Source organism: Streptomyces tropicalis (genome assembly GCF_029269835.1).
GTDB classification, from domain to species: Bacteria; Actinomycetota; Actinomycetes; order Streptomycetales; family Streptomycetaceae; genus Streptomyces; species Streptomyces tropicalis.
The window spans coordinates 1-18,274 of record NZ_JARJBB010000026.1 but is presented as its reverse complement, the minus strand read 5'-3'; the positions used below and the strand labels follow the sequence as shown (position 1 = coordinate 18,274).

Annotated in this window: 15 protein-coding genes and 1 pseudogene; 3 read left to right on the top strand and 13 right to left on the bottom strand. The window is 75.1% G+C overall.

From position 1 onward, the window contains the following. Window positions 1-13: 13 nt before the first annotated feature. From P3H78_RS29405 to rimP, 9 genes are all read right to left on the bottom strand, one after another. Window positions 14-967 (bottom strand): bifunctional riboflavin kinase/FAD synthetase, encoded by a 954-nt coding sequence (locus P3H78_RS29405; protein ID WP_276112212.1) that lies wholly within the window; start codon window positions 965-967, stop codon window positions 14-16. Between the two features lie 252 nt (window positions 968-1,219). Further along, the gene (locus P3H78_RS29400) at window positions 1,220-4,717 is read right to left on the bottom strand and encodes a serine protease (protein WP_276112211.1); all 3,498 of its coding nucleotides are present in this window, start codon (window positions 4,715-4,717) and stop codon (window positions 1,220-1,222) included. A gap of 245 nt (window positions 4,718-4,962) precedes the next feature. Beyond that, window positions 4,963-5,868, bottom strand: coding sequence for a tRNA pseudouridine(55) synthase TruB (gene truB, locus P3H78_RS29395; protein WP_276112210.1), 906 nt, complete (start codon window positions 5,866-5,868; stop codon window positions 4,963-4,965). Continuing rightward, window positions 5,865-6,317, bottom strand: a complete 453-nt coding sequence (gene rbfA / locus P3H78_RS29390) for a 30S ribosome-binding factor RbfA (protein WP_276112209.1) — start codon at window positions 6,315-6,317, stop codon at window positions 5,865-5,867. Before rbfA ends, truB begins: the two co-directional genes overlap by 4 nt. Before the next feature lie 68 nt (window positions 6,318-6,385). Then, window positions 6,386-6,682: a DUF503 domain-containing protein gene (locus P3H78_RS29385; RefSeq protein WP_276112208.1), complete on the bottom strand. Its 297-nt coding sequence runs from the start codon at window positions 6,680-6,682 to the stop codon at window positions 6,386-6,388. 236 nt (window positions 6,683-6,918) lie between these two features. Beyond that, window positions 6,919-9,948 carry a translation initiation factor IF-2 gene (gene infB / locus P3H78_RS29380; protein WP_276112207.1) on the bottom strand — a complete coding sequence of 1,010 codons (3,030 nt, stop codon included), beginning with the start codon at window positions 9,946-9,948 and terminating at the stop codon, window positions 6,919-6,921. Window positions 9,949-10,149: 201 nt separating this feature from the next. Next, complete coding sequence (locus tag P3H78_RS29375) at window positions 10,150-10,431, bottom strand: YlxR family protein (RefSeq protein WP_276112206.1); 282 nt, start codon at window positions 10,429-10,431, stop codon at window positions 10,150-10,152. A 159-nt stretch (window positions 10,432-10,590) separates the two neighbouring features. Further along, window positions 10,591-11,577, bottom strand: a complete 987-nt coding sequence (gene nusA, locus P3H78_RS29370; protein WP_276112205.1) for a transcription termination factor NusA — start codon at window positions 11,575-11,577, stop codon at window positions 10,591-10,593. 2 nt (window positions 11,578-11,579) lie between these two features. Continuing rightward, on the bottom strand, window positions 11,580-12,077 hold the full coding sequence (gene rimP, locus P3H78_RS29365) for a ribosome maturation factor RimP (RefSeq protein ID WP_276112204.1): 498 nt from the start codon (window positions 12,075-12,077) through the stop codon (window positions 11,580-11,582). Between the two features lie 225 nt (window positions 12,078-12,302). Between rimP and P3H78_RS29360 the strand changes: the two genes are divergently transcribed. The 3 genes from P3H78_RS29360 (at window position 12,303) to P3H78_RS29350 (ending at window position 14,377) form a co-directional block, all read left to right on the top strand. Beyond that, window positions 12,303-12,893 (top strand): hypothetical protein, encoded by a 591-nt coding sequence (locus P3H78_RS29360; protein WP_276112203.1) that lies wholly within the window; start codon window positions 12,303-12,305, stop codon window positions 12,891-12,893. Continuing rightward, on the top strand, window positions 12,890-13,366 hold the full coding sequence (locus P3H78_RS29355; RefSeq protein ID WP_276112202.1) for a DUF4439 domain-containing protein: 477 nt from the start codon (window positions 12,890-12,892) through the stop codon (window positions 13,364-13,366). Before P3H78_RS29360 ends, P3H78_RS29355 begins: the two co-directional genes overlap by 4 nt. A gap of 111 nt (window positions 13,367-13,477) precedes the next feature. Beyond that, a complete protein-coding gene (locus P3H78_RS29350) occupies window positions 13,478-14,377 on the top strand; it encodes an aminoglycoside phosphotransferase family protein (RefSeq protein WP_276112201.1) in 900 nt (299 codons plus the stop codon). A gap of 242 nt (window positions 14,378-14,619) precedes the next feature. Here the strand turns inward: P3H78_RS29350 and P3H78_RS29345 are convergent, their stop codons facing one another. The 4 genes and pseudogenes from P3H78_RS29345 to P3H78_RS29330 all read right to left on the bottom strand — a co-directional run. Further along, on the bottom strand, window positions 14,620-16,323 hold the full coding sequence (locus P3H78_RS29345; RefSeq protein WP_276112200.1) for a proline--tRNA ligase: 1,704 nt from the start codon (window positions 16,321-16,323) through the stop codon (window positions 14,620-14,622). A 105-nt stretch (window positions 16,324-16,428) separates the two neighbouring features. Continuing rightward, the gene (locus P3H78_RS29340) at window positions 16,429-16,995 is read right to left on the bottom strand and encodes a GNAT family N-acetyltransferase (protein WP_276112199.1); all 567 of its coding nucleotides are present in this window, start codon (window positions 16,993-16,995) and stop codon (window positions 16,429-16,431) included. A gap of 154 nt (window positions 16,996-17,149) precedes the next feature. Next, complete coding sequence (locus P3H78_RS29335) at window positions 17,150-17,998, bottom strand: GNAT family N-acetyltransferase (protein WP_276112198.1); 849 nt, start codon at window positions 17,996-17,998, stop codon at window positions 17,150-17,152. A gap of 114 nt (window positions 17,999-18,112) precedes the next feature. Next, window positions 18,113-18,274, bottom strand: a pseudogene (locus P3H78_RS29330) (flavodoxin-dependent (E)-4-hydroxy-3-methylbut-2-enyl-diphosphate synthase); the annotation flags it as partial.

Genomic DNA, 18,274 nt, shown 5'->3' with positions numbered 1-18,274 from the left:
GGGACGCGGGTCGTCAGTCCTGCTCGTCCACCGCGATGATCTCCCGGCACTTCTTGACGTCCTCGGCCATGGTCTCCAGCAGGGCTTCGAGGGAGTCGAACTTCGCCTGGCCGCGGACGAAGGACAGGAAGTCGACGGCGACGTGCAGGCCGTACAGGTCGAGGCCGACGCGGTCGATGGCGTACGCCTCCACCGTCCGCTCGGTGCCGTCGAACTGCGGGTTGGTGCCGACGGAGACGGCGGCGGGCATCTGCTCGCCCTGGGCGTGCAGATAGCCGGCGTAGACGCCGTCGGCGGGGATCGCGGTGTGCGGCAGGGTCTCCACGTTGGCGGTGGGGAAGCCCAGCTCGCGGCCGCGCTGGGCGCCGCGCACGACGACGCCCTCCACCCGGTGCGGACGGCCCAGGATCTCGCGGGCGCCGCACACGTCGCCCTCCGCGACCAGCCGGCGGGTCAGGGTCGAGGAGAAGGGCTTGCCGTCGCCGGCCTCACCGGTGACGTACAGGTCGACGACGTCGACCTCGAAGTCGTAGACGGTGCCCTGCTCGACGAGGAACGCCACGTCGCCGGCCGCCTTGTGGCCGAAGCGGAAGTTCGGTCCCTCCACGACGGCCTTGGCGTGCAGCTTGTCGACCAGGACCTTCACCACGAAGTCGGCCGGGGACAGCTTCGAGAACTCGCTGGTGAAGGGCAGGACGAGGACCGCGTCCACGCCCAGCTCGGCCATGAGTTCGGCGCGGCGGTGGTGCGCGGCGAGCAGTGGCGGGTGGCTGCCGGGGCGGACGACCTCGCTGGGGTGCGGGTCGAAGGTGACGACGACGGAGGGGACGCCCAGGGCGCGGGCCCGGTCCACGGCGTGCCGGACGATCAGCTGGTGGCCGCGGTGGACCCCGTCGTAGGAACCGATGGTGACGACGCTGCGCCCCCAGTCCTGGGGGATGTCCTCCAAGCCACGCCAGCGCTGCACTGTGACCGCTCCTCGTCGAACCCGTCTCGGTTGCCTTGTCCGCAGGTCTAAGGGTGCCATGTCCCGCGTCCGCGGCCCGCATCGGCATGGGGGCTGTGACGGGGCGCACGTGACCCGCCACGGTCGTACGGGGACACGGACACCGGTCCGGCGGCGCACGGGCGGCGCGCGTCCGGTCCGGTCGGCCGCGGCGGCCCGGCCGGTCCGGTCGGCGGTCCGGTCGGTCCCGGGGGCGCCCCGCGGCGGCGCGGGTCAGGACATCGGGCCGCCGAACGCGGCGAGGACCGTGTCGGGGTGGGTGGCCAGGGCCGGGGCGAGCGCGGCGAGCGGTACGTGCGGGTCGCCTGCGGCGAAGTGCCGCAGCGCCCGCGGCAGATGGCGGGCGCGGGTGTGCGGGTCGCCCACGAGGACGGCGAGCGCGCTGCCGTGCAGGTCGGCGTCGGCGGGGCGGGCCAGCAGCGCGAGCGCGGCGCGGCGGAGCAGCTCCCGGTCCTGGTCGGTGCGGGCGTGGGGCGCGGTGCGCAGCGCGTGGCCGGCGGCCGCGGCCCGGCGGGCCGGGCGCTCGTCGTGCGCCCAGCGGTGCACGGCCCGGCACAGCGCGGACGGCTCCTCCTCGGCGAGGACCGACAGCAGCTCCTGCGCCCGCGGGTGCGCGCAGGAGGCGAGGGCCTCGGCGAGGTCGTCCACGGCCCGGTGGCGGTGCGTGTGCAACAGGGCCTGCGCGGCCGTGGCCGCGGTGGCGTCGGGGGTCGCGGGCAGCGGACTCTCGTCGTCGAACCAGCGGATCAGGTGCGGTTGTACAGCGGCGGGGTCGGCGTCGAGGAGCCGGGCGGCGGCGTCGAGGTACCTGGGTGCGGCGCCGGGGCCCGCGGCGCCGTCGGCGTGGAGGAGCCGCCGCAGCAGGTCGCAGCGGTCGGCGTCGGGCAGGGGCAGCGCGATCCAGAAGGCGGGGCCGAGGGCGGACGGGACGGACCGGCCGGCCAGCCGCCGGGCCACGATCCACTCGGCGAGCAGCCGCAGGACGTCCGCGTGCGCGGAGGCGTCGGGCACCCGCAGCAGGACGCCGGCCAGCAGCCGGGACGCCCACCAGGAGTCCGGGTCGGCGTCGAGGGCGCACAGCAGCCGGGCCAGGCGGGCGGACAGCCGGCCGGGGGCGTGCCGGCGGGCCAGGAGCAGCAGGGCCTGGACGACGGGGCCGATGCGGTGGTGCGGGACGGGCGCGGTCTCCCGGGAGGCGGGGCCGGGGTGGAGCAGGGCGTGCAGGGCCGGGTCCAGGTCGAGGTGGACGCCCTGGATCCAGTCGGCGAGCTCCTCGTGGGCGAAGCGGTAGCCGCCGCCGGCCGGGACGAGGAGTCCCTCGGCGAGGACGGCGGACGCCCAGCCGGTGCCGCCTCCGAGACGGGCGGGGGCGGTGCCCCAGGGGAACAGCGCCTCGAAGTCCGCCCGCTCCAGCTCGCCCCGGCCGGAGCCGAGGCTGCGGCGGGCGGCCTCGTGGACCTGCCCGGCGACCCGCGCGGCGAGCAGGCGCACCGCGGTGCCGCGCCGGCCGTTCCCGGCGGCGAGGCGGACGGCGACCCGCAGGCACATCAGGTCGAGGTGGGCGGAGAGGACGTCGTGACGGTCCAGGCGGACGCCGTGCGGGAGACCGGGGAGGGCGGCGCGGACCTCGCCGAGCAGGCGCAGGGTGAGCGGGTGGCGGGCGTCGGCGGCCGCGAGGGAGCCGTCCGGGACGCCGTGGCGGACGCGGGCCTCGCGGGCCTCGTCGGCCGTGAGGTCCCCGAGGCGCAGGCAGGGCGGGAGGTGGCCGGCGCCGTCCTCCCGGCGGGGGGTGTGGAGCAGTGCGGGCGGGACGTGCGCCCCGGCCGCCTCCCAGTGCTCCTCCCGGCAGGCGACGACCAGGCGCGTCCCGGTCGCGTGCAGCCAGCGCGCCGTGGCCCCGGTCCACTCGGCCAGCCGGTGTGCCAGGGCGGGCGGCATCTCCTCGGGGCCGTCGAGCAGCAGCAGGAGGGGCCGTCCGGCGGCGCGGGCGTGGTGGGCGAGGCGGTCCGGGGTGGGGCCGGCACCGTCGGCCGGGAGGGGTGCCCGGGAGGCCGCGACGATCCGGGCGGCCCGGTCGAGCGCCCGGCCCACCGCGTCCGCGACGGAGCCGTCGGCGTCCCGCAGGTCTGCGCCCCGCAGCCACAGCGTGGGCCGGGGTTCGGCACGGCGGGCGCGGCGGGCGGCGAGCGCCGCGAGTTCGGTCGTACGGCCGCTGCCGGGGGCACCGACGAGGGCGAGCACGGCGCCGGGGCCGGGGCCGTCGGCGAACGCCGTCAACTCGCGTACGACGTTGGCCCGTTCCACCACCGTCTCGCCCGCCCCGCCGCCCGTCCCCACCGGAGACGGCCCGGGCCCCCGGCCCCCGGCCGGACCTGCTCCGCCCTCCGAGCCCGCTTCCCCGCCCCAGCCCCCGAAGGCTGCGGCCGTCGCTCCGGCGGGGCCGCGGTGCGCGGGGATCGGGCGGGCGGGGATCGGGCGGGCGGGGTCCGCGGGGTGAGGGGATCCGGGTGATCCGGCCGGGCCGGACGGGGTCGCGGCGAGGCCACCGGGGCCGGCGCACCCGGCATCGGCGGAGGCGGACGGACCGAAGGGTTCCGGTGCAACCGCCGGCCCCACGGCCGGACCGCCCGTCTCCGGGACCGTCCCCGGACCCGCGAACGGGACGCCGGACTCCGGCACCGGCGCAGGCCCCACGGCCGGACCGCCGGTTTCCGCGGCCGCCACCGACCCCGCGGAGCTCTCCCCCGCCCCGGCGGTGGACACCGGCTCCGTCGCTCCCGCGGCCGCGGTCGGCCGGGGCGGTGCCTGCGGGACCGCCGCCCCGCACCCCGTCCCCCAGGTCGTCCGGACGGGCGTCCTCCGGGTCGTCCGGGGGGACACCGGCGGTGCGAGCGGGCCCGGGCCGTCCTGGCCGGTCGAGACGGCCGTCAGTTCCAGGACGCCCGCCAGGTTCAGGTCGGCTCCGTACGCCGGGACCGTGGCCGCGTTGCGGGCGAGCAGCACGGCGAGCGGGCCGGGGGCGCCGCCGGCCGGGCGCAGCGGCACGGCGAAGCCGGTGTCGCGCTCGCCGTCGTGCAGTGCGGTCCCGAGGACGGCGACGACGGCCCCGGTCCCGGTGTCGAGCACCGGCCCCCCGGCCACGCCTCCGCCCTGCCGCAGCGCGTCCCTCCCGGCCGTGCCGATCGCCAGTTCCAGCACGCCGTCGAGGGCGTGCACGCGGTCGGCGGCGGTGTACGTGGCGGTGGTGCGCCCGAGCACCCGGGCCTCGCGCCAGCACCCGGCGGCGATCCGGACGTAGGTGCCCGGCGCGGCCGCGTCCCGTACGGCGACGGGCAGGGGGGCGGCGCCGAGGTCCTCGGTGTGGACGAGGGCGAGACCGAGGGCGGGCAGCGCGGTCACCGCGTCGGCGGTGACCACGCGGGTGCGGTCGGCGCCGGGGGCGTGCAGGACGAGGTGGGAGAGCCCGTCGACGCTCTCGTGGCTGGTGACGAGGGTGCCGCGGTGGTCGGCGGCGAAGGCGGTGCCGCGCGGCCGCCCGTCCAGGTCGCGGATCCGCACCAGCGAGCGGTCCAGGACACGGTCCGCCGCCCCCCGGTCCCGGTCCCCGGCGTCCGGGGCAGGATCCGCGGCGGCCCGGTCCCCTCCGCCGTCCGCCGCTCCGCCGGCGCGGGTCCGGCTCCCGTCGGTCGCCAGAGGGCCGCGTGCCGCCATCGTGGTTCCTCCCGCCGTGCATCCGTGCCTGCTCAGACGGTAGGCGGAGGAAGATCGGCGGGACAGGCCGCGACGGGAACGCGCCCCCGCGCACTCCCCCGTTCGCTCCGAGCGCCCGCACGGTCGGGTGAAGGCAGGGGCCGCCCCGGATACACCGTGCGGGTGGGGGAAGCGAGGGGGATCCGTGGGGCGGCGGCCGGGGAGGTTCCCCGGCCGCCGCTGCACGGCGGCGGGCGGCGCCCGCCTCAGCCGAAGACGGCCACGCTCTTGGCCTTGCCGCGCTGCTCCTCCACCAGGGCGAGCAGCCGTCCCTCGGGGTCGAAGACGGCCACCGGCCCGGCGCCCGCGTACTCGTCGGGCATCTCCAGCCGGACGCCGTTGGTGAGCAGCCGCGCCCGGCGGGTGTCGACGTTCCAGCGCGGGAAGGCGGCCCCGGCCGCGTCGGAGAGCGGCATCACGGACAGCTCCTGCTGAAGCTGCTCCAGGGTCTTCGCCGCGTCGAGCCCGTAGGGGCCGACGCGGGTGCGGCGCAGGGCGGTGAGGTGGCCGCCGACGCCGAGGCCGGCCCCGAGGTCGCGGGCCAGGGCGCGGATGTAGGTGCCGGAGGAGCACACCACCGACACGACGAGGTCGAGCACCGGGGTGCCGTCCTGGGCGACGGCGTCCCGGATGTCGTGGACCGTGAAGGACGAGACGGTGACCGGGCGGGCGGGGATCTCGAAGTCCTCGCCGTCGCGGGCCCGCTTGTACGACCGCACGCCGTCGATCTTGATGGCGCTGACCTTGGACGGCACCTGCATGATGTCGCCGGTCAGCTTGGCGATCCCGGCGTCCACGGCGTCCCGGGTGACCCGGGAGGCGTCGGTGGACGAGGTGATCTCGCCCTCGGCGTCGTCGGTGAGGGTGTTCTGCCCCAGACGGACGGTGCCGAGGTACTCCTTCTCGGTCAGCGCGAGGTGGCCGAGGAGCTTGGTGGCGCGCTCGATGCCCAGGACGAGGACACCGGTGGCCATGGGGTCGAGCGTGCCGGCGTGGCCGACGCGGCGGGTCCTGGCGATCCCGCGCATCTTGGCGACCACGTCGTGCGAGGTGAAGCCCGACGGCTTGTCGACGATGACGAGGCCGTCGGGCGGGGTGGGCTTGCTGGTCATTCGGCGGCGTCGTCCGTCTCGTCGGCGGAGCCGGGCTTCCGGTACGGGTCCGCTTCCCCGGCGAAGGTCTTGCCGGTGGCGGTCTCGCGCACCTGGGCGTCGGAGGCGCGCGCCCTGTCGAGGAGGTCCTCGATGTTCCGGGCGTTGTCCGGCAGGGCGTCGGCGACGAAGGCGAGGGTGGGGGTGAACTTCACCCCGGCCGCACGGCCGACCTCGGAGCGCAGGATGCCCTTGGCGCTCTCCAGGCCCGCGGCCGCGGCGGCCCGCTCCTCGTCGTCCCCGTAGACCGTGTAGAAGACGGTCGCCTCCCGCAGGTCGCCCGTGACCCGGGTGTCCGTGATGGTGACGTGCGAGCCGAGCCGCGGGTCCTTGATCCCGCGCTGCAGCTTCTGGGCCACCACCTCCCGGATGAGGTCCGCCAGCCTTTTCGCCCGCGCGTTGTCGGCCACTGGTCCGTCTCCCGTTCTTTCTTCTTCTGCGTTTTTCAGGGTCTGGCGGTCCGGACGGTCTGGACCGTCTAGTCGTCGTACTCGCCGTGGAAGCGCCGTCCGACCGACAGCAGCTCCACCTCGGGGCGGCCGGCGACCAGCCGCTCGCACCGGTCGAGCACGTCCACGAGGTGCGTCGCGTCCCCGGAGACCGCGGCGAGGCCGATGACGGCCCGCCGGTGGAGATGCTGGTGGTCCACCTCGGCCACGCTCACCGCGAATTTCCGCTGGAGCTCGGCGACGATCGGGCGGACGACGGACCGCTTCTCCTTCAGCGAGTGGACATCGCCGAGGAGGAGGTCGAAGGACAGAGTCCCCACGTACATGTGTGTACCCGGTTAACCCGCCGGTACGGGGTCGATGGCCCTGCCGTCGGTGTGGGGCAGGGACATCAGGAACGGTACCCCGAAGACGGCCGGTGGCTCGACGGGGTTTTCCGCCCGCTCGGCCGCCGGTCGCCCCCGCCCGCTGCTGCGGGGGCCCGGGGGCACGAACGCCCCCGGACAAGGCACGGCCGGCCGGCGGGGACGACGCCCCGCCGGCCAGCACGAACCGCCGGCTGTTACACCCGCGGCTTCTCGCGCATCTCGTAGGTCGCGATGACGTCGTCGACCTTGATGTCGTTGAAGTTTCCGAGGTTGATACCACCCTCGAAGCCTTCGCGGATCTCGGTGACGTCGTCCTTGAAGCGACGCAGACCGGAGATGGTGAGGCTCTCCGCGATGACCTTGCCGTCGCGGATGAGGCGCGCCTTGGTGTTGCGCTTGACCTCGCCGGAGCGGATGAGCACACCCGCGATGTTGCCCAGCTTGGACGACTTGAAGACCTCGCGGATCTCCGCCGTACCGAGCTCGACCTCCTCGTACTCCGGCTTGAGCATGCCCTTGAGGGCCGCCTCGATCTCCTCGATCGCCTGGTAGATGACCGAGTAGTAGCGGACGTCCACGCCCTCGCGCTCGGCCATCTGCGCCGCGCGGCCGGCCGCACGGACGTTGAAGCCGATGACGATGGCGTCCGAGCCCATGGCCAGGTCGATGTCCGACTCCGTGACCGCACCGACACCGCGGTGCAGGACGCGGATGTCGACCTCTTCGCCGACGTCCAGCTGGAGCAGCGAGGCCTCGAGGGCCTCGACCGAACCGGAGGCGTCACCCTTGATGATCAGGTTCAGCTGCTGGACCTCGCCGGCCTTGAGCACCTTGTCCAGGTCCTCGAGGGAGACACGGCGCGTGCGCTTGGCGAAGGCGGCGTTGCGCTCGCGGGCGGCACGCTTCTCGGCGATCTGACGGGCCGTACGGTCCTCGTCGACCACCAGGAAGTTGTCACCCGCGCCCGGGACGTTGGTCAGGCCGAGGACCTGGACCGGGGTCGACGGGCCCGCCTCGGCGACGTTGTTGCCGGTGTCGTCGAGCATGGCGCGGACGCGGCCGTAGGCGTCGCCCACGACCATCGTGTCGCCGACCCGCAGGGTGCCTCGCTGGACGAGGACCGTCGCCACGGCACCGCGGCCGCGGTCGAGACGGGACTCGATCGAGATGCCCTGCGCGTCCTGGTGCGGGTTGGCCCGCAGGTCGAGCGAGGCGTCGGCGGTCAGGACGACCGCCTCGAGCAGCGAGTCGATGTGCAGACCCTGCTTGGCGGAGATGTCGACGAACATGGTGTCGCCGCCGTACTCCTCGGCCACCAGGCCGTACTCGGTCAGCTGACCGCGCACCTTGGTCGGGTCGGCGCCCTCGACGTCGATCTTGTTGACCGCGACGACGATCGGGACCTCGGCGGCCTTGGCGTGGTTGAGCGCCTCGACCGTCTGCGGCATGACGCCGTCGTTGGCCGCGACGACCAGGATCGCGATGTCGGTCGACTTCGCACCACGGGCACGCATGGCGGTGAACGCCTCGTGACCCGGGGTGTCGATGAAGGTGATCTTGCGCTCTTCGTCGTTGACCTCGGTCGCGACCTGGTAGGCACCGATGTGCTGGGTGATGCCGCCGGCCTCGCCCGCGATGACGTTCGTCTTGCGGATGGCGTCGAGGAGGCGGGTCTTGCCGTGGTCGACGTGACCCATGACGGTGACGACCGGCGGACGAATCGCCAGGTCCTCCTCGTCGCCCTCGTCCTCGCCGAACTCGATGTCGAAGGACTCGAGCAGCTCGCGGTCCTCCTCCTCGGGGCTGACGATCTGAACCGTGTAGTTCATCTCGCCGGCGAGGAGGTGCAGCGTCTCGTCGGAGACGGACTGCGTGGCCGTGACCATCTCGCCGAGGTTCATCATGACCGCGACGAGGGACGCCGGGTTGGCGTTGATCTTCTCCGCGAAGTCGGTGAGCGACGCACCGCGCGACAGGCGAATGGTCTCGCCGTTGCCGCGAGGCAGCATCACGCCGCCGACCGACGGGGCCTGCATGGCCTCGTACTCCTGACGGCGCTGCCGCTTCGACTTGCGACCGCGGCGCGCGGGACCGCCGGGACGGCCGAAGGCGCCCTGCGTGCCACCACGGCCACCGGGACCACCCGGGCGACCGCCGAAGCCGGGACGGCCGCCGCCGCCGAAGCCACCGGGACCGCCGGGGCCACCGGGACGGCCGGCGAAACCGCCGCCACCACCGGGACGACCGCCGCCGCCACCGCCGGGACGGCCGGCGAAGCCGCCGCCGCCACCGGGACGACCGCCGCCGCCGGGACGACCCGCACCGCCCGGACCACGGCCGCCGGGGCCGGGACGCGGGCCGGCAGCGGGACGCTGCGGCATCATGCCGGGGTTCGGACGCGGGCCGGCCGGACCGGGACGCGGACCGCCCTGCGGACGGGGCATCCCGCCCGGAGTCGGACGCGCACCGCCCGGAGCCTGCGGACGCGGACCGCCGCCCTGGCCGCCGGGTGCCTGCGGACGGGGACCGCCGCCGGGCGCACCGGGACCACCGGGGCGCGGGCCGCCCTGCGGGCGGGGCGCCTGCGGGCGGGCCATGCCGGTGGAGCCACCGGAGGTGAAGGGGTTGTTGCCCGGGCGCGGACCGGCCGGACGGGCGCCGGGACGCGGCCCCGAACCGCCGGGACGCTGTCCCTGGCCGCCGGGACGCTGTCCCTGCTGGCCCTGACCGGAACCGCCGGGGCGGCCGCCGGGCTTGGGGGCACCGGGGCGGGCGCCACCGGGCTTGGGCGCGGCCGGGGACGCGGCGGCCGCCGGCGGAGCGGTGAACTCCGGCGTGGCGGGCGCTGCGGGGGCCGGGCGCGGGGCGGGCTTGGGGCCCGGGACCGGACGCGGGCCGGGGGTCGGCGCGGACGCCGACGGGACCGCGGGCCGCTCCGCCGCGGGCTTGGGTGCGGCCGGCGGCTTGGGGGCAGCCGGACGGGCCGCCTGCGCCGGGGAGGGCGCGGCGGGCCTGGGGGCAGCCTTCTTCGGGGCACCCGGCTTGGCGGACCTGCCGCCGCCGTTGCCCTGCTGGAAGGCGTCAGTCAGCTTGCGTACAACGGGCGCCTCGATCGTCGAGGACGCCGAACGGACGAATTCACCGAGTTCCTGGAGCTTGGCCATGACGACCTTGCTCTCCACACCGAACTCCTTGGCGAGTTCGTAGACCCGGACCTTAGCCACTTCGCTCCTTAGAGGTCCGGGTTGCGTCCGGACCGTCGCTAGTTCATGGGCGTACTCATCGCGTACTCATCGAGTGCTCATCGCAATCTCGACCTGCTTTCGACTCGCGAGGTACCAGACCGCACAGGGACCCCGTGCGGTATGTCTTTCCTTGCCGAGCTGCCGGCGCAGCCTCCGCGGACGGACCGCGGTCTGCTGCTCTCAGCAACCTTGTGCCTGCTCGACGTAGCGGCGCAACGCCATTACGTCGAGCGGTCCCGGGACGCGGAGCGCCCGGGGGAATGCCCGGCGACGCACCGCCTGGTCGAGACAGACCAGGGCGGGGTGCACATACGCACCCCGGCCGGGCAGCGTACCGCGAGGATCGGGGACGCATTCGCCCTCGATCTCCACGGTGCGCAGCAGTTCGGTCTTGGCCGCTCGCTCCCGACACCCCACACAGGTGCGCTCAGGGCATACGCGGGCATGCGTCCGGCCAGACACTCTTCAGTCTACCTCCCCGCAGCAACCTCACCCCTTCGGGGCAAGGATCGAACATGCGCTGCGTTGAAACCTGTCGTGATCCGAGCACCACGGGGCCCGGATTCATTCCCCTGACCGGGTGACGCCGGACATCACGTGTCCGCCGTCACCCGGGAGGCGTCACTCCGGCGCCTGCTCGGTGTCCGGGCGGATGTCGATCCGCCAGCCGGTGAGCCGGGCGGCCAGCCGGGCGTTCTGCCCCTCCTTGCCGATCGCCAGTGACAGCTGGTAGTCGGGCACGGTGACCCGGGCCGACCGGGCTGCCATGTCCACGACCTCCACCTTGGAGACGCGGGCCGGCGACAGGGCGTTCGCCACCATCTCGGCCGGGTCGTCCGACCAGTCGACGATGTCGATCTTCTCGCCGTTCAGCTCGCCCATCACGTTGCGCACCCGGCCGCCCATGGGGCCGATGCAGGCGCCCTTGGCGTTGAGGCCCGAGCGGGTGGACCGGACGGCGATCTTCGTGCGGTGACCGGCCTCGCGGGCGATCGCGGCGATCTCGACCGAGCCGTCGGCGATCTCCGGGACCTCCAGGGCGAAGAGCTTCTTCACCAGGTTGGGGTGGGTGCGCGACAGCGTCACCGAAGGCCCGCGCACGCCCTTGGCGACCCGGACGACATAGCTGCGCAGCCGCATGCCGTGCGGGTACGTCTCGCCCGGCACCTGCTCCTGCACCGGCAGGATGGCCTCCAGCTTGCCGATGTCCACGAGCACGTTCTTCGGGTCGCGGCCCTGCTGGACGACACCGGTGACGATGTCGCCCTCGCGGCCGGCGTACTCACCGAGCGTCGCGTCGTCCTCGGCGTCGCGCAGCCGCTGCAGGATGACCTGCTTGGCGGTGGTGGCGGCGATCCGGCCGAACCCGGACGGAGTGTCGTCGAACTCGCGGGCCTCCTGGCCCTCCTCGAGGTCCTCCGGGTCCTCCTTCGCCCACACCGTCACGTGCCCGGTCTGCCGGTTCAGCTCCACGCGCGCGTGGCGGCGGCTTCCCTCGGTGCGGTGGTAGGCGATGAGGAGGGCCGACTCGATCGCCTCGACCAGCAGGTCGAAGGAGATCTCCTTCTCCCGCACCAGGCCCCGCAGGGCGCTCATGTCGATGTCCACGGCTACGCCTCCTCTTCCTTCTTGTCCTTGCGGTTGAACTCGACCTGCACACGCGCCCTGACGACGTCCGGGAAACCGAGCCTGCGGGTGGTGGGCCTGCGGCCCTTCACTCCGGGGACTTCGAGGTCCAGGCCCTCGTCGTCGACCTGGACGATCCTGGCCACCAGTTCGGCGCCGTCGGCGAGCTGGAACTTCGCCAGCCGGCCGAGGGCGCGCGCGTAGTGCCGGTGCTCGGTGAGGAGGCGCTCCGCACCCGGGGTGCCGACCTCGAGGGTGTACTCGCCCTCGCCCATCGCGTCGGTCTCGTCGAGCTTCGCCGAGAGCGCGCGGCTCACATCGGCGACACGGTCCAGATCGGCACCGTCCTCGGAGTCGACGACGACGCGCAGCACACGCTTGCGGCCGACGGAGTCCACGGCGATCTCTTCGAGATCGAGGCCCTGGGAGGCGACGAGCGGTTCCAGGAGTTCCCGCAGCCTCTCGCTCTGGGTGGTGCTCATCCGGGTGACTCCTCGGCCGCGTGTGCTGTTGTGGGGTGGTCGCGTGTCTGGATCAAAGGGTATCCGGTCCCGGAGGGTGTTGCCGTCCACCTGGGCAGGTGGTGCCGCTGACCGGAGCCCGGCGGACGCACGGGTACGGTGATCACGGGCGTGCCGCCCGGGGGCGGACGCGCCCGGCGACCGGCCCGCCTCCCTGTCGTACGCACTCCCCCGAGGACGTCTGCCGTGCCGTACCCCTCACCCCCGCGCGCCCTCACGGGGCCGCGCCGCAGGAGCCTGCTCGCCTCGGCCACGGGTGCCGCCCTGCTCACCGGCTGCTCCGGACCCGGCGGCACCGGGGGCCCGTCACGGGCCGACCGGGTCCGTGCGCGGGCGGCCCGGGACAGCCAGGACCTGGTGGAGCGGTACGACGCCGTGGCCGCCGCGCACCCGGCGCTGGCGGAGCGGCTGCGGCCGCTGCGGGCGGAGACGGCGGCGCACCGGGACGCGTTCGGCGGCGCCGGGACGCAGCCGGCCGGGACGCCCGGGCCGCCCCGGGTCCCCGCGGGGGCGACGGCCGCGGCCGCATCCTCGGGCCCGTCGGCGTCCGCGAGCGCCACCGGGACCGGGAGCGCTCCGGCCGGCACGGCCGCCGCGGACGCCGTGCCCGCGGACGGGAAGGACGCGCTGGCCGGCCTGGCCGCCGCCGAGTGGACGGTGGCGAACCGGCGGTCGGCCGCACTGCTGGAGGTGCCGGGCGAACTGGCGCGGCTGCTGGCGTCGGTGGCGGCCGCCGGGGCCGCCCACGCGTTTCTGCTGACGGGGGGCGGGGCATGAGCGGGGCGGCGCAGCGGCAGGTCGCGGCGCTGCAGGCGGCGCTGGCCGCGGAGCACGCGGCCGTGTACGGCTACGGCGTGGTCGGCGGGCAGGTCGGCGCGGGGCGGCTCGCGGAGGCGCGGGCCGCGTACGACGCCCACCGCGCGCGGCGGGACGCCCTGGTGCGCGAGGTGCAGGATCTGGGCGGGCGGCCGGTGGCCGCGGCGGCCGGGTACGCGCTGCCGTTCGCGGTGCCGGACTCCGCGGCGGCGGTGCGGCTGGCCGCCGACCTGGAGGACCGGGTGGCGGGGGTGTACGCCGGCCTGGTGCGGGCGACCGACGGTGCGCGGCGTCGCGAGGCGGCCGCCGCGCTGCGGGATGCGGCGGTCCGGGCGGTGCGCTGGCGCGGGAGGAGCGTAGCCTTCCCTGGTCTCGCCGAGCGGGCCCCGGCGGCCTCGGCGCCTGACGCGGCGCCGGCGACGCCGCAGGGGTGACCCGGAGGAGGGTACGAGGGATCAGGACCCGCGCTCGGCGCGGGCCGGGCACAGGAGGCGCCCCCGGCGCACGCTGACAGGAAACGCGGCCAGGAAGGGAACGACGCGCGCATGGCTTTCGAACCGCCGCAGCGTCTGGTGCGGGCGCTCGGTGAGACGGCACCCGACGGCGACGACTGGCTGGAGAAGCTTCCCGAACGAGCTCAGCAGGCCGTCGAGGCGGGCGAGTTGAGCGTCGAGCGGGTGCAGGTGCCCGGCGGGCGCAGCAGCCTGGTGGTGCTGGTGCGCACCGCGGACGGGACACCGGCCGTGCTGAAGCTGGCGCCGCCGCGGGCCCGTCCGGAGAGCGAGCGGGCGGCGCTCGCCCACTGGGGCGGGCGGGGCGCGGTGCAGCTGCTGGAGCCGTCGGGCGGGGAGGGCGTCCTGCTCCTGGAGCGGCTGCACCCGGACGTGTCGGTGCGGTCGCTGCCCGAGGCGAAGGCGCTGCTGGAGGCGGCGGGGACGCTGCGGCGGCTGTGGGTCGAGCCGCCCGAGGGGCACGCCTTCGAGACGGTCGCCGAGCGGACCGGCCGGCAGGGGCGGGCGATGCGGGCGGGTGCGGAGGCGGACGCCGAGGTGGCGCCGCTGGTGGACGCGGCCCTCGCGGTCCGCGAGGAGCTGCTGGCCGGGCCGCCGGAGCACCGGCTGCTGCACGGCACCTTCCGGCAGAGCAAGGTGCTCGGCGCGGAGCGGATGCCGTGGCTGGCGGTGGGTCCCGACCCGGTCGTCGGGGAGTGCGCCTTCGACCTGGCGCGGCTGGTGCGGGACCGGGTGGAGGACCTGATCGCCTCCCCGTCCGGTGCCGCGACCACCCGGCGGCGGGTGAAGCGGCTCGCGGAGTCCCTGGAGGTCGACCGGGAGCGGCTGCGCGGCTGGACGCTGTTCCGGGCGGTGGAGTCGGGCGTCCGGGCCCGCCGGGTGGGCCGCCCGCAGGACGCCGAACTCCTCCTGGAATTCGCCACCTGGCTGTGAGCGGGCGGGCCGACGCCCGAGCCGCCGCCGGACCGCGCCGGGCCTGCCGCTGTCCCGCCCGTCACCGGAGCGCCTCCGCGGCCTCGCCCGGCAGCGCACGTCCCGGCCCTGGACGGCCGGAGGGTGTTCCTGCGCTCCTCGAAGCGCACGCGCACACGCGCCGTCACCGGGCACGACGAATCGCCCCGTGGGCCGGGGCGCACGGGGGCCGGAGAAGAGTGCGAGTGGGGCGCCCCCGCCGGTCACAGCGCGGTCAGGCGCGCGACGGCCTCCTCGACCGTCAGCTCCTCGCGCTCGCCGGTCCTGCGGTCCTTCAGCTCGACCACGCCGTCGCCGGCGCGCCGGCCGGCGACCAGGATCTGCGGGACGCCGATCAGCTCCGCGTCGGTGAACTTCACCCCGGGCGACACCCCGGCCCGGTCGTCGACGAGGACCCGCACGCCGGCCGCGGCCAGCTGCTGCGAGATGTCGAGGGCCAGCTCGGTCTGGAGGGCCTTGCCCGCGGCGACCACGTGCACGTCGGCCGGGGCGACCTCCTTCGACCAGACCAGGCCGTGCTCGTCGGCGTGCTGCTCGGCGAGGGCCGCGACGGCGCGGGAGACGCCGATGCCGTAGGAGCCCATGGTGACCCGGACCGGCTTGCCGTTCTGGCCGAGCACGTCGAGCTTCAGGGCGTCGGTGTACTTGCGGCCGAGCTGGAAGATGTGGCCGATCTCGATGGCGCGGTCCAGCTTGAGGCCGGTACCGCACTGCGGGCAGGGGTCGCCCTCCTGGACGACCACGACGTCGACGTAGGCGTCGACCTCGAAGTCCCGGCCGGCGACCACGTTCTTCGCGTGGGTGTGCTCCTTGTTGGCGCCGGTGATCCAGGACGTGCCGGGGGCGACCCGCGGGTCGGCGATGTAGCGGACCTTCTCCAGGCCCTGCGGGCCGACGTAGCCCCGCACCAGGTCGGGCCGGCCCACGAAGTCCTCGGCGGTCACCAGCTCGACGGCGGCGGGCGCGAAGTGCGCCTCGACCTTGCCCAGGTCGACCTCGCGGTCGCCGGGGACGCCGACGGCGACGATCTCCCCGTCCACCTTCACCAGGAGGTTCTTCAGGGTGGCGGAGGCCGGGACGCCGAGCGAGGCGGCCAGCGTCTCGATGGTGGGGGTGTCCGGGGTGGGGATCTCCTCGGCCGCGGGGACACCGGCGGCGTCGACGGGCTTCAGCTCGTACGTGATCGCTTCGGTGTTGGCGGCGAAGTCGCACTGCGGGCAGTCGGCGAAGGTGTCCTCGCCGGCGCCGGCCGGGGCGAGGAACTCCTCGGACTTGGAGCCGCCCATGGCGCCCGCGGTCGCGGCGCAGATGCGGTAGTCGAGGCCGAGGCGCTCGAAGATGCGCTGGTAGGCCGCGCGATGCAGGGCGTAGGAGGCGGCGAGGCCCTCGTCGGCGACGTCGAAGGAGTAGGAGTCCTTCATCAGGAACTCTCGGCCGCGCAGGATGCCGGCCCGCGGACGGGCCTCGTCGCGGTACTTGTTCTGGATCTGGTAGAGGATGACCGGCAGGTCCTTGTACGAGGACGCCTGGTCCTTCACGAGGAGGGTGAAGATCTCCTCGTGGGTGGGACCGAGCAGGTAGTCGCCGCCCCTGCGGTCCTTGAGGCGGAACAGCTCGGCGCCGTACTCGTCCCAGCGGCCGGTGGCGTCGTAGGGCTCGCGCGGCAGCAGGGCGGGCAGCAGCACCTCCTGGGCGCCGATCGCGTCCATCTCCTCGCGGACGATCCGCTCCACATTGGCCAGGACCCGCCTGCCGAGGGGCAGCCAGCTCCACACACCGGCCGCGGTGCGGCGGACGTAGCCGGCGCGGACGAGCAGCTTGTGGCTGAGGACCTCGGCGTCCGCCGGGTCGTCGCGCAGGGTCTTCGCCATCAACTGGGACATGCGCTGGACCGGTGCGTTGGCCATGGTTCTCGTACTCCTGCCGATGGGGTTCCCCCGCCGGGCGGGCCGGGCGCGGGGGAAGGTGATGGCAAGGAGGTTAGCCGGGCGGGCTGTGCCGGTGGAAATCGGTTATCGGCGGCGCAGCGGGAGCGGGGCGCCCATCACGGCGTAGGGCATGGGCGCGCTGGGGAAGAGCACGTGGCGGGCGAGGTCCGTGTAGCCCAGGGAGCGGTAGAGCGCGCGGGCCGGGCTCTCGATGTCGATCGCGGACAGGATGGAGCGGGGTTCGGCGGCGCCGTCGGTGATGTCGGTGATGAGGGCGCGGCCGATGCCGCGGTTCTGGTGGCCGGGGTGGACGTGCAGCTCGGTGATGACGAAGGAGTCGTCGAGCCAGTGGTCGTGGCCGCCGGAGCGCAGGTACGGCTCGACGACCGTGGACCACCAGTGGCTGCGGTCGTTGGGCATGCCGTAGACGAAGCCGACGAGCCGTCCGCCGGTGGTGGCGCCCAGCGCCCGGGCCCCGGGGTAGGACATGTGGCGGAGCACGATCTGGCGGCGTACGGCGACCTCGTCGGCGCCGAGTCCGAAGGCGACGGCCTGGACGGCGAGTGCCTCGTCGACGTGGGCCGGCAGGTCGAGGGGGCCGATCACGACGTCGTCGGGGTGGCCGTGTCCGTGACCGGGAGAGTGGGGCATGCCGGGGAGACTACAGGGCGTGCACCGGCGCCAGCACGGGCCGCAGGCCGGATCCGGTGCCCCGGCGGGCAGCGCTCGCCCCGTCACGCACACGTCGGCCGCCGAGGCGCCGGGGCCCGCCTCCGGGCGGACGGCGGGAGGGTGACGACCGGCCCTAGAAGAGCACGCTCATGAACGCGCCGACCTCCTGGAAGCCCACACGCCGGTAGGTGCGCCGGGCGGCGGTGTTGAAGTCGTTGACGTACAGGCTCACGACGGGGGCCACGTCGGCGAGGGCGTAGCGCAGGACGGCCGCCATGCCGGGGGCGGCCAGGCCCTTGCCCCGGTGCTCGGGGGCCACCCAGACGCCCTGGATCTGGCAGGCCTGCGGGGTGGCGGCGCCGATCTCGGCCTTGAAGACGACCTGGCCGTGCTCGTCGACGTGGGCGAAGGAGCGGCCGGAGCCGACGAGTTCGGCGACCCGGGCCTGGTAGAGCAGGCCGCCGTCGCCGGCCATCGGGGAGACGCCGACCTCCTCGGTGAACATCGCCACGCACGCGGGCATGATCGTGTCCATCTCGTCCTTGCGGATGCGGCGGACGTACGGGTCCGGGGCGAGGTCGGCGGGCATGCGGTCGGTGAGCATCAGCGGCTGGTGGGCGCGGACCTCGCGGGCGGGGCCCCAGGACGGCTCCAGCAGCCGCCACAGCTCGGTGGTGGGTTCGGCGGGGCCGACGATGGAGGAGCAGCGGCGGCCGGCGCGCCGGGCGCGGTCGGCGAAGGCGCGGACCGCGCGGGGGGTGGCGCAGATCGGGACGAGATTGGCGCCGGCGTAGCAGAGGGAGGTGAGCAGGCCGCCCTCGTACCAGCCCCACATCTCGCCGCCGAGCCGCCACGGGTCGAGTCCGGCGACCTGCACGCGGGACGTCACGAAGGCGTTCGCGACCGGCTCGCGATCGAGGACGGCGAGCGCGGCGTCCAGGTCGCTCGGTTCGAGCACCCGTGAGGTGGTCTGCGTCAACACGTGCGGGGCCTCATGCTGGGGGTTCGGCTGATCTCCGCACTGTACCCGCCGGATCCGGGCCGTGCCGCCCCCCTGGGGAGGGGGGCGGGTGCGGTGGTTCTGCGGTCGGGGCGGTCAGCCGGCGACGGAGACCGAGGGCTCTCCGGACTCGGCGCCTTCGGCGGTCATCCGCTCCGCGAGCTTCATGGCCTCCTCGATCAGGGTCTCCACGATCTTCGACTCCGGCACGGTCTTGATGACCTCGCCCTTCACGAAGATCTGCCCCTTCCCATTGCC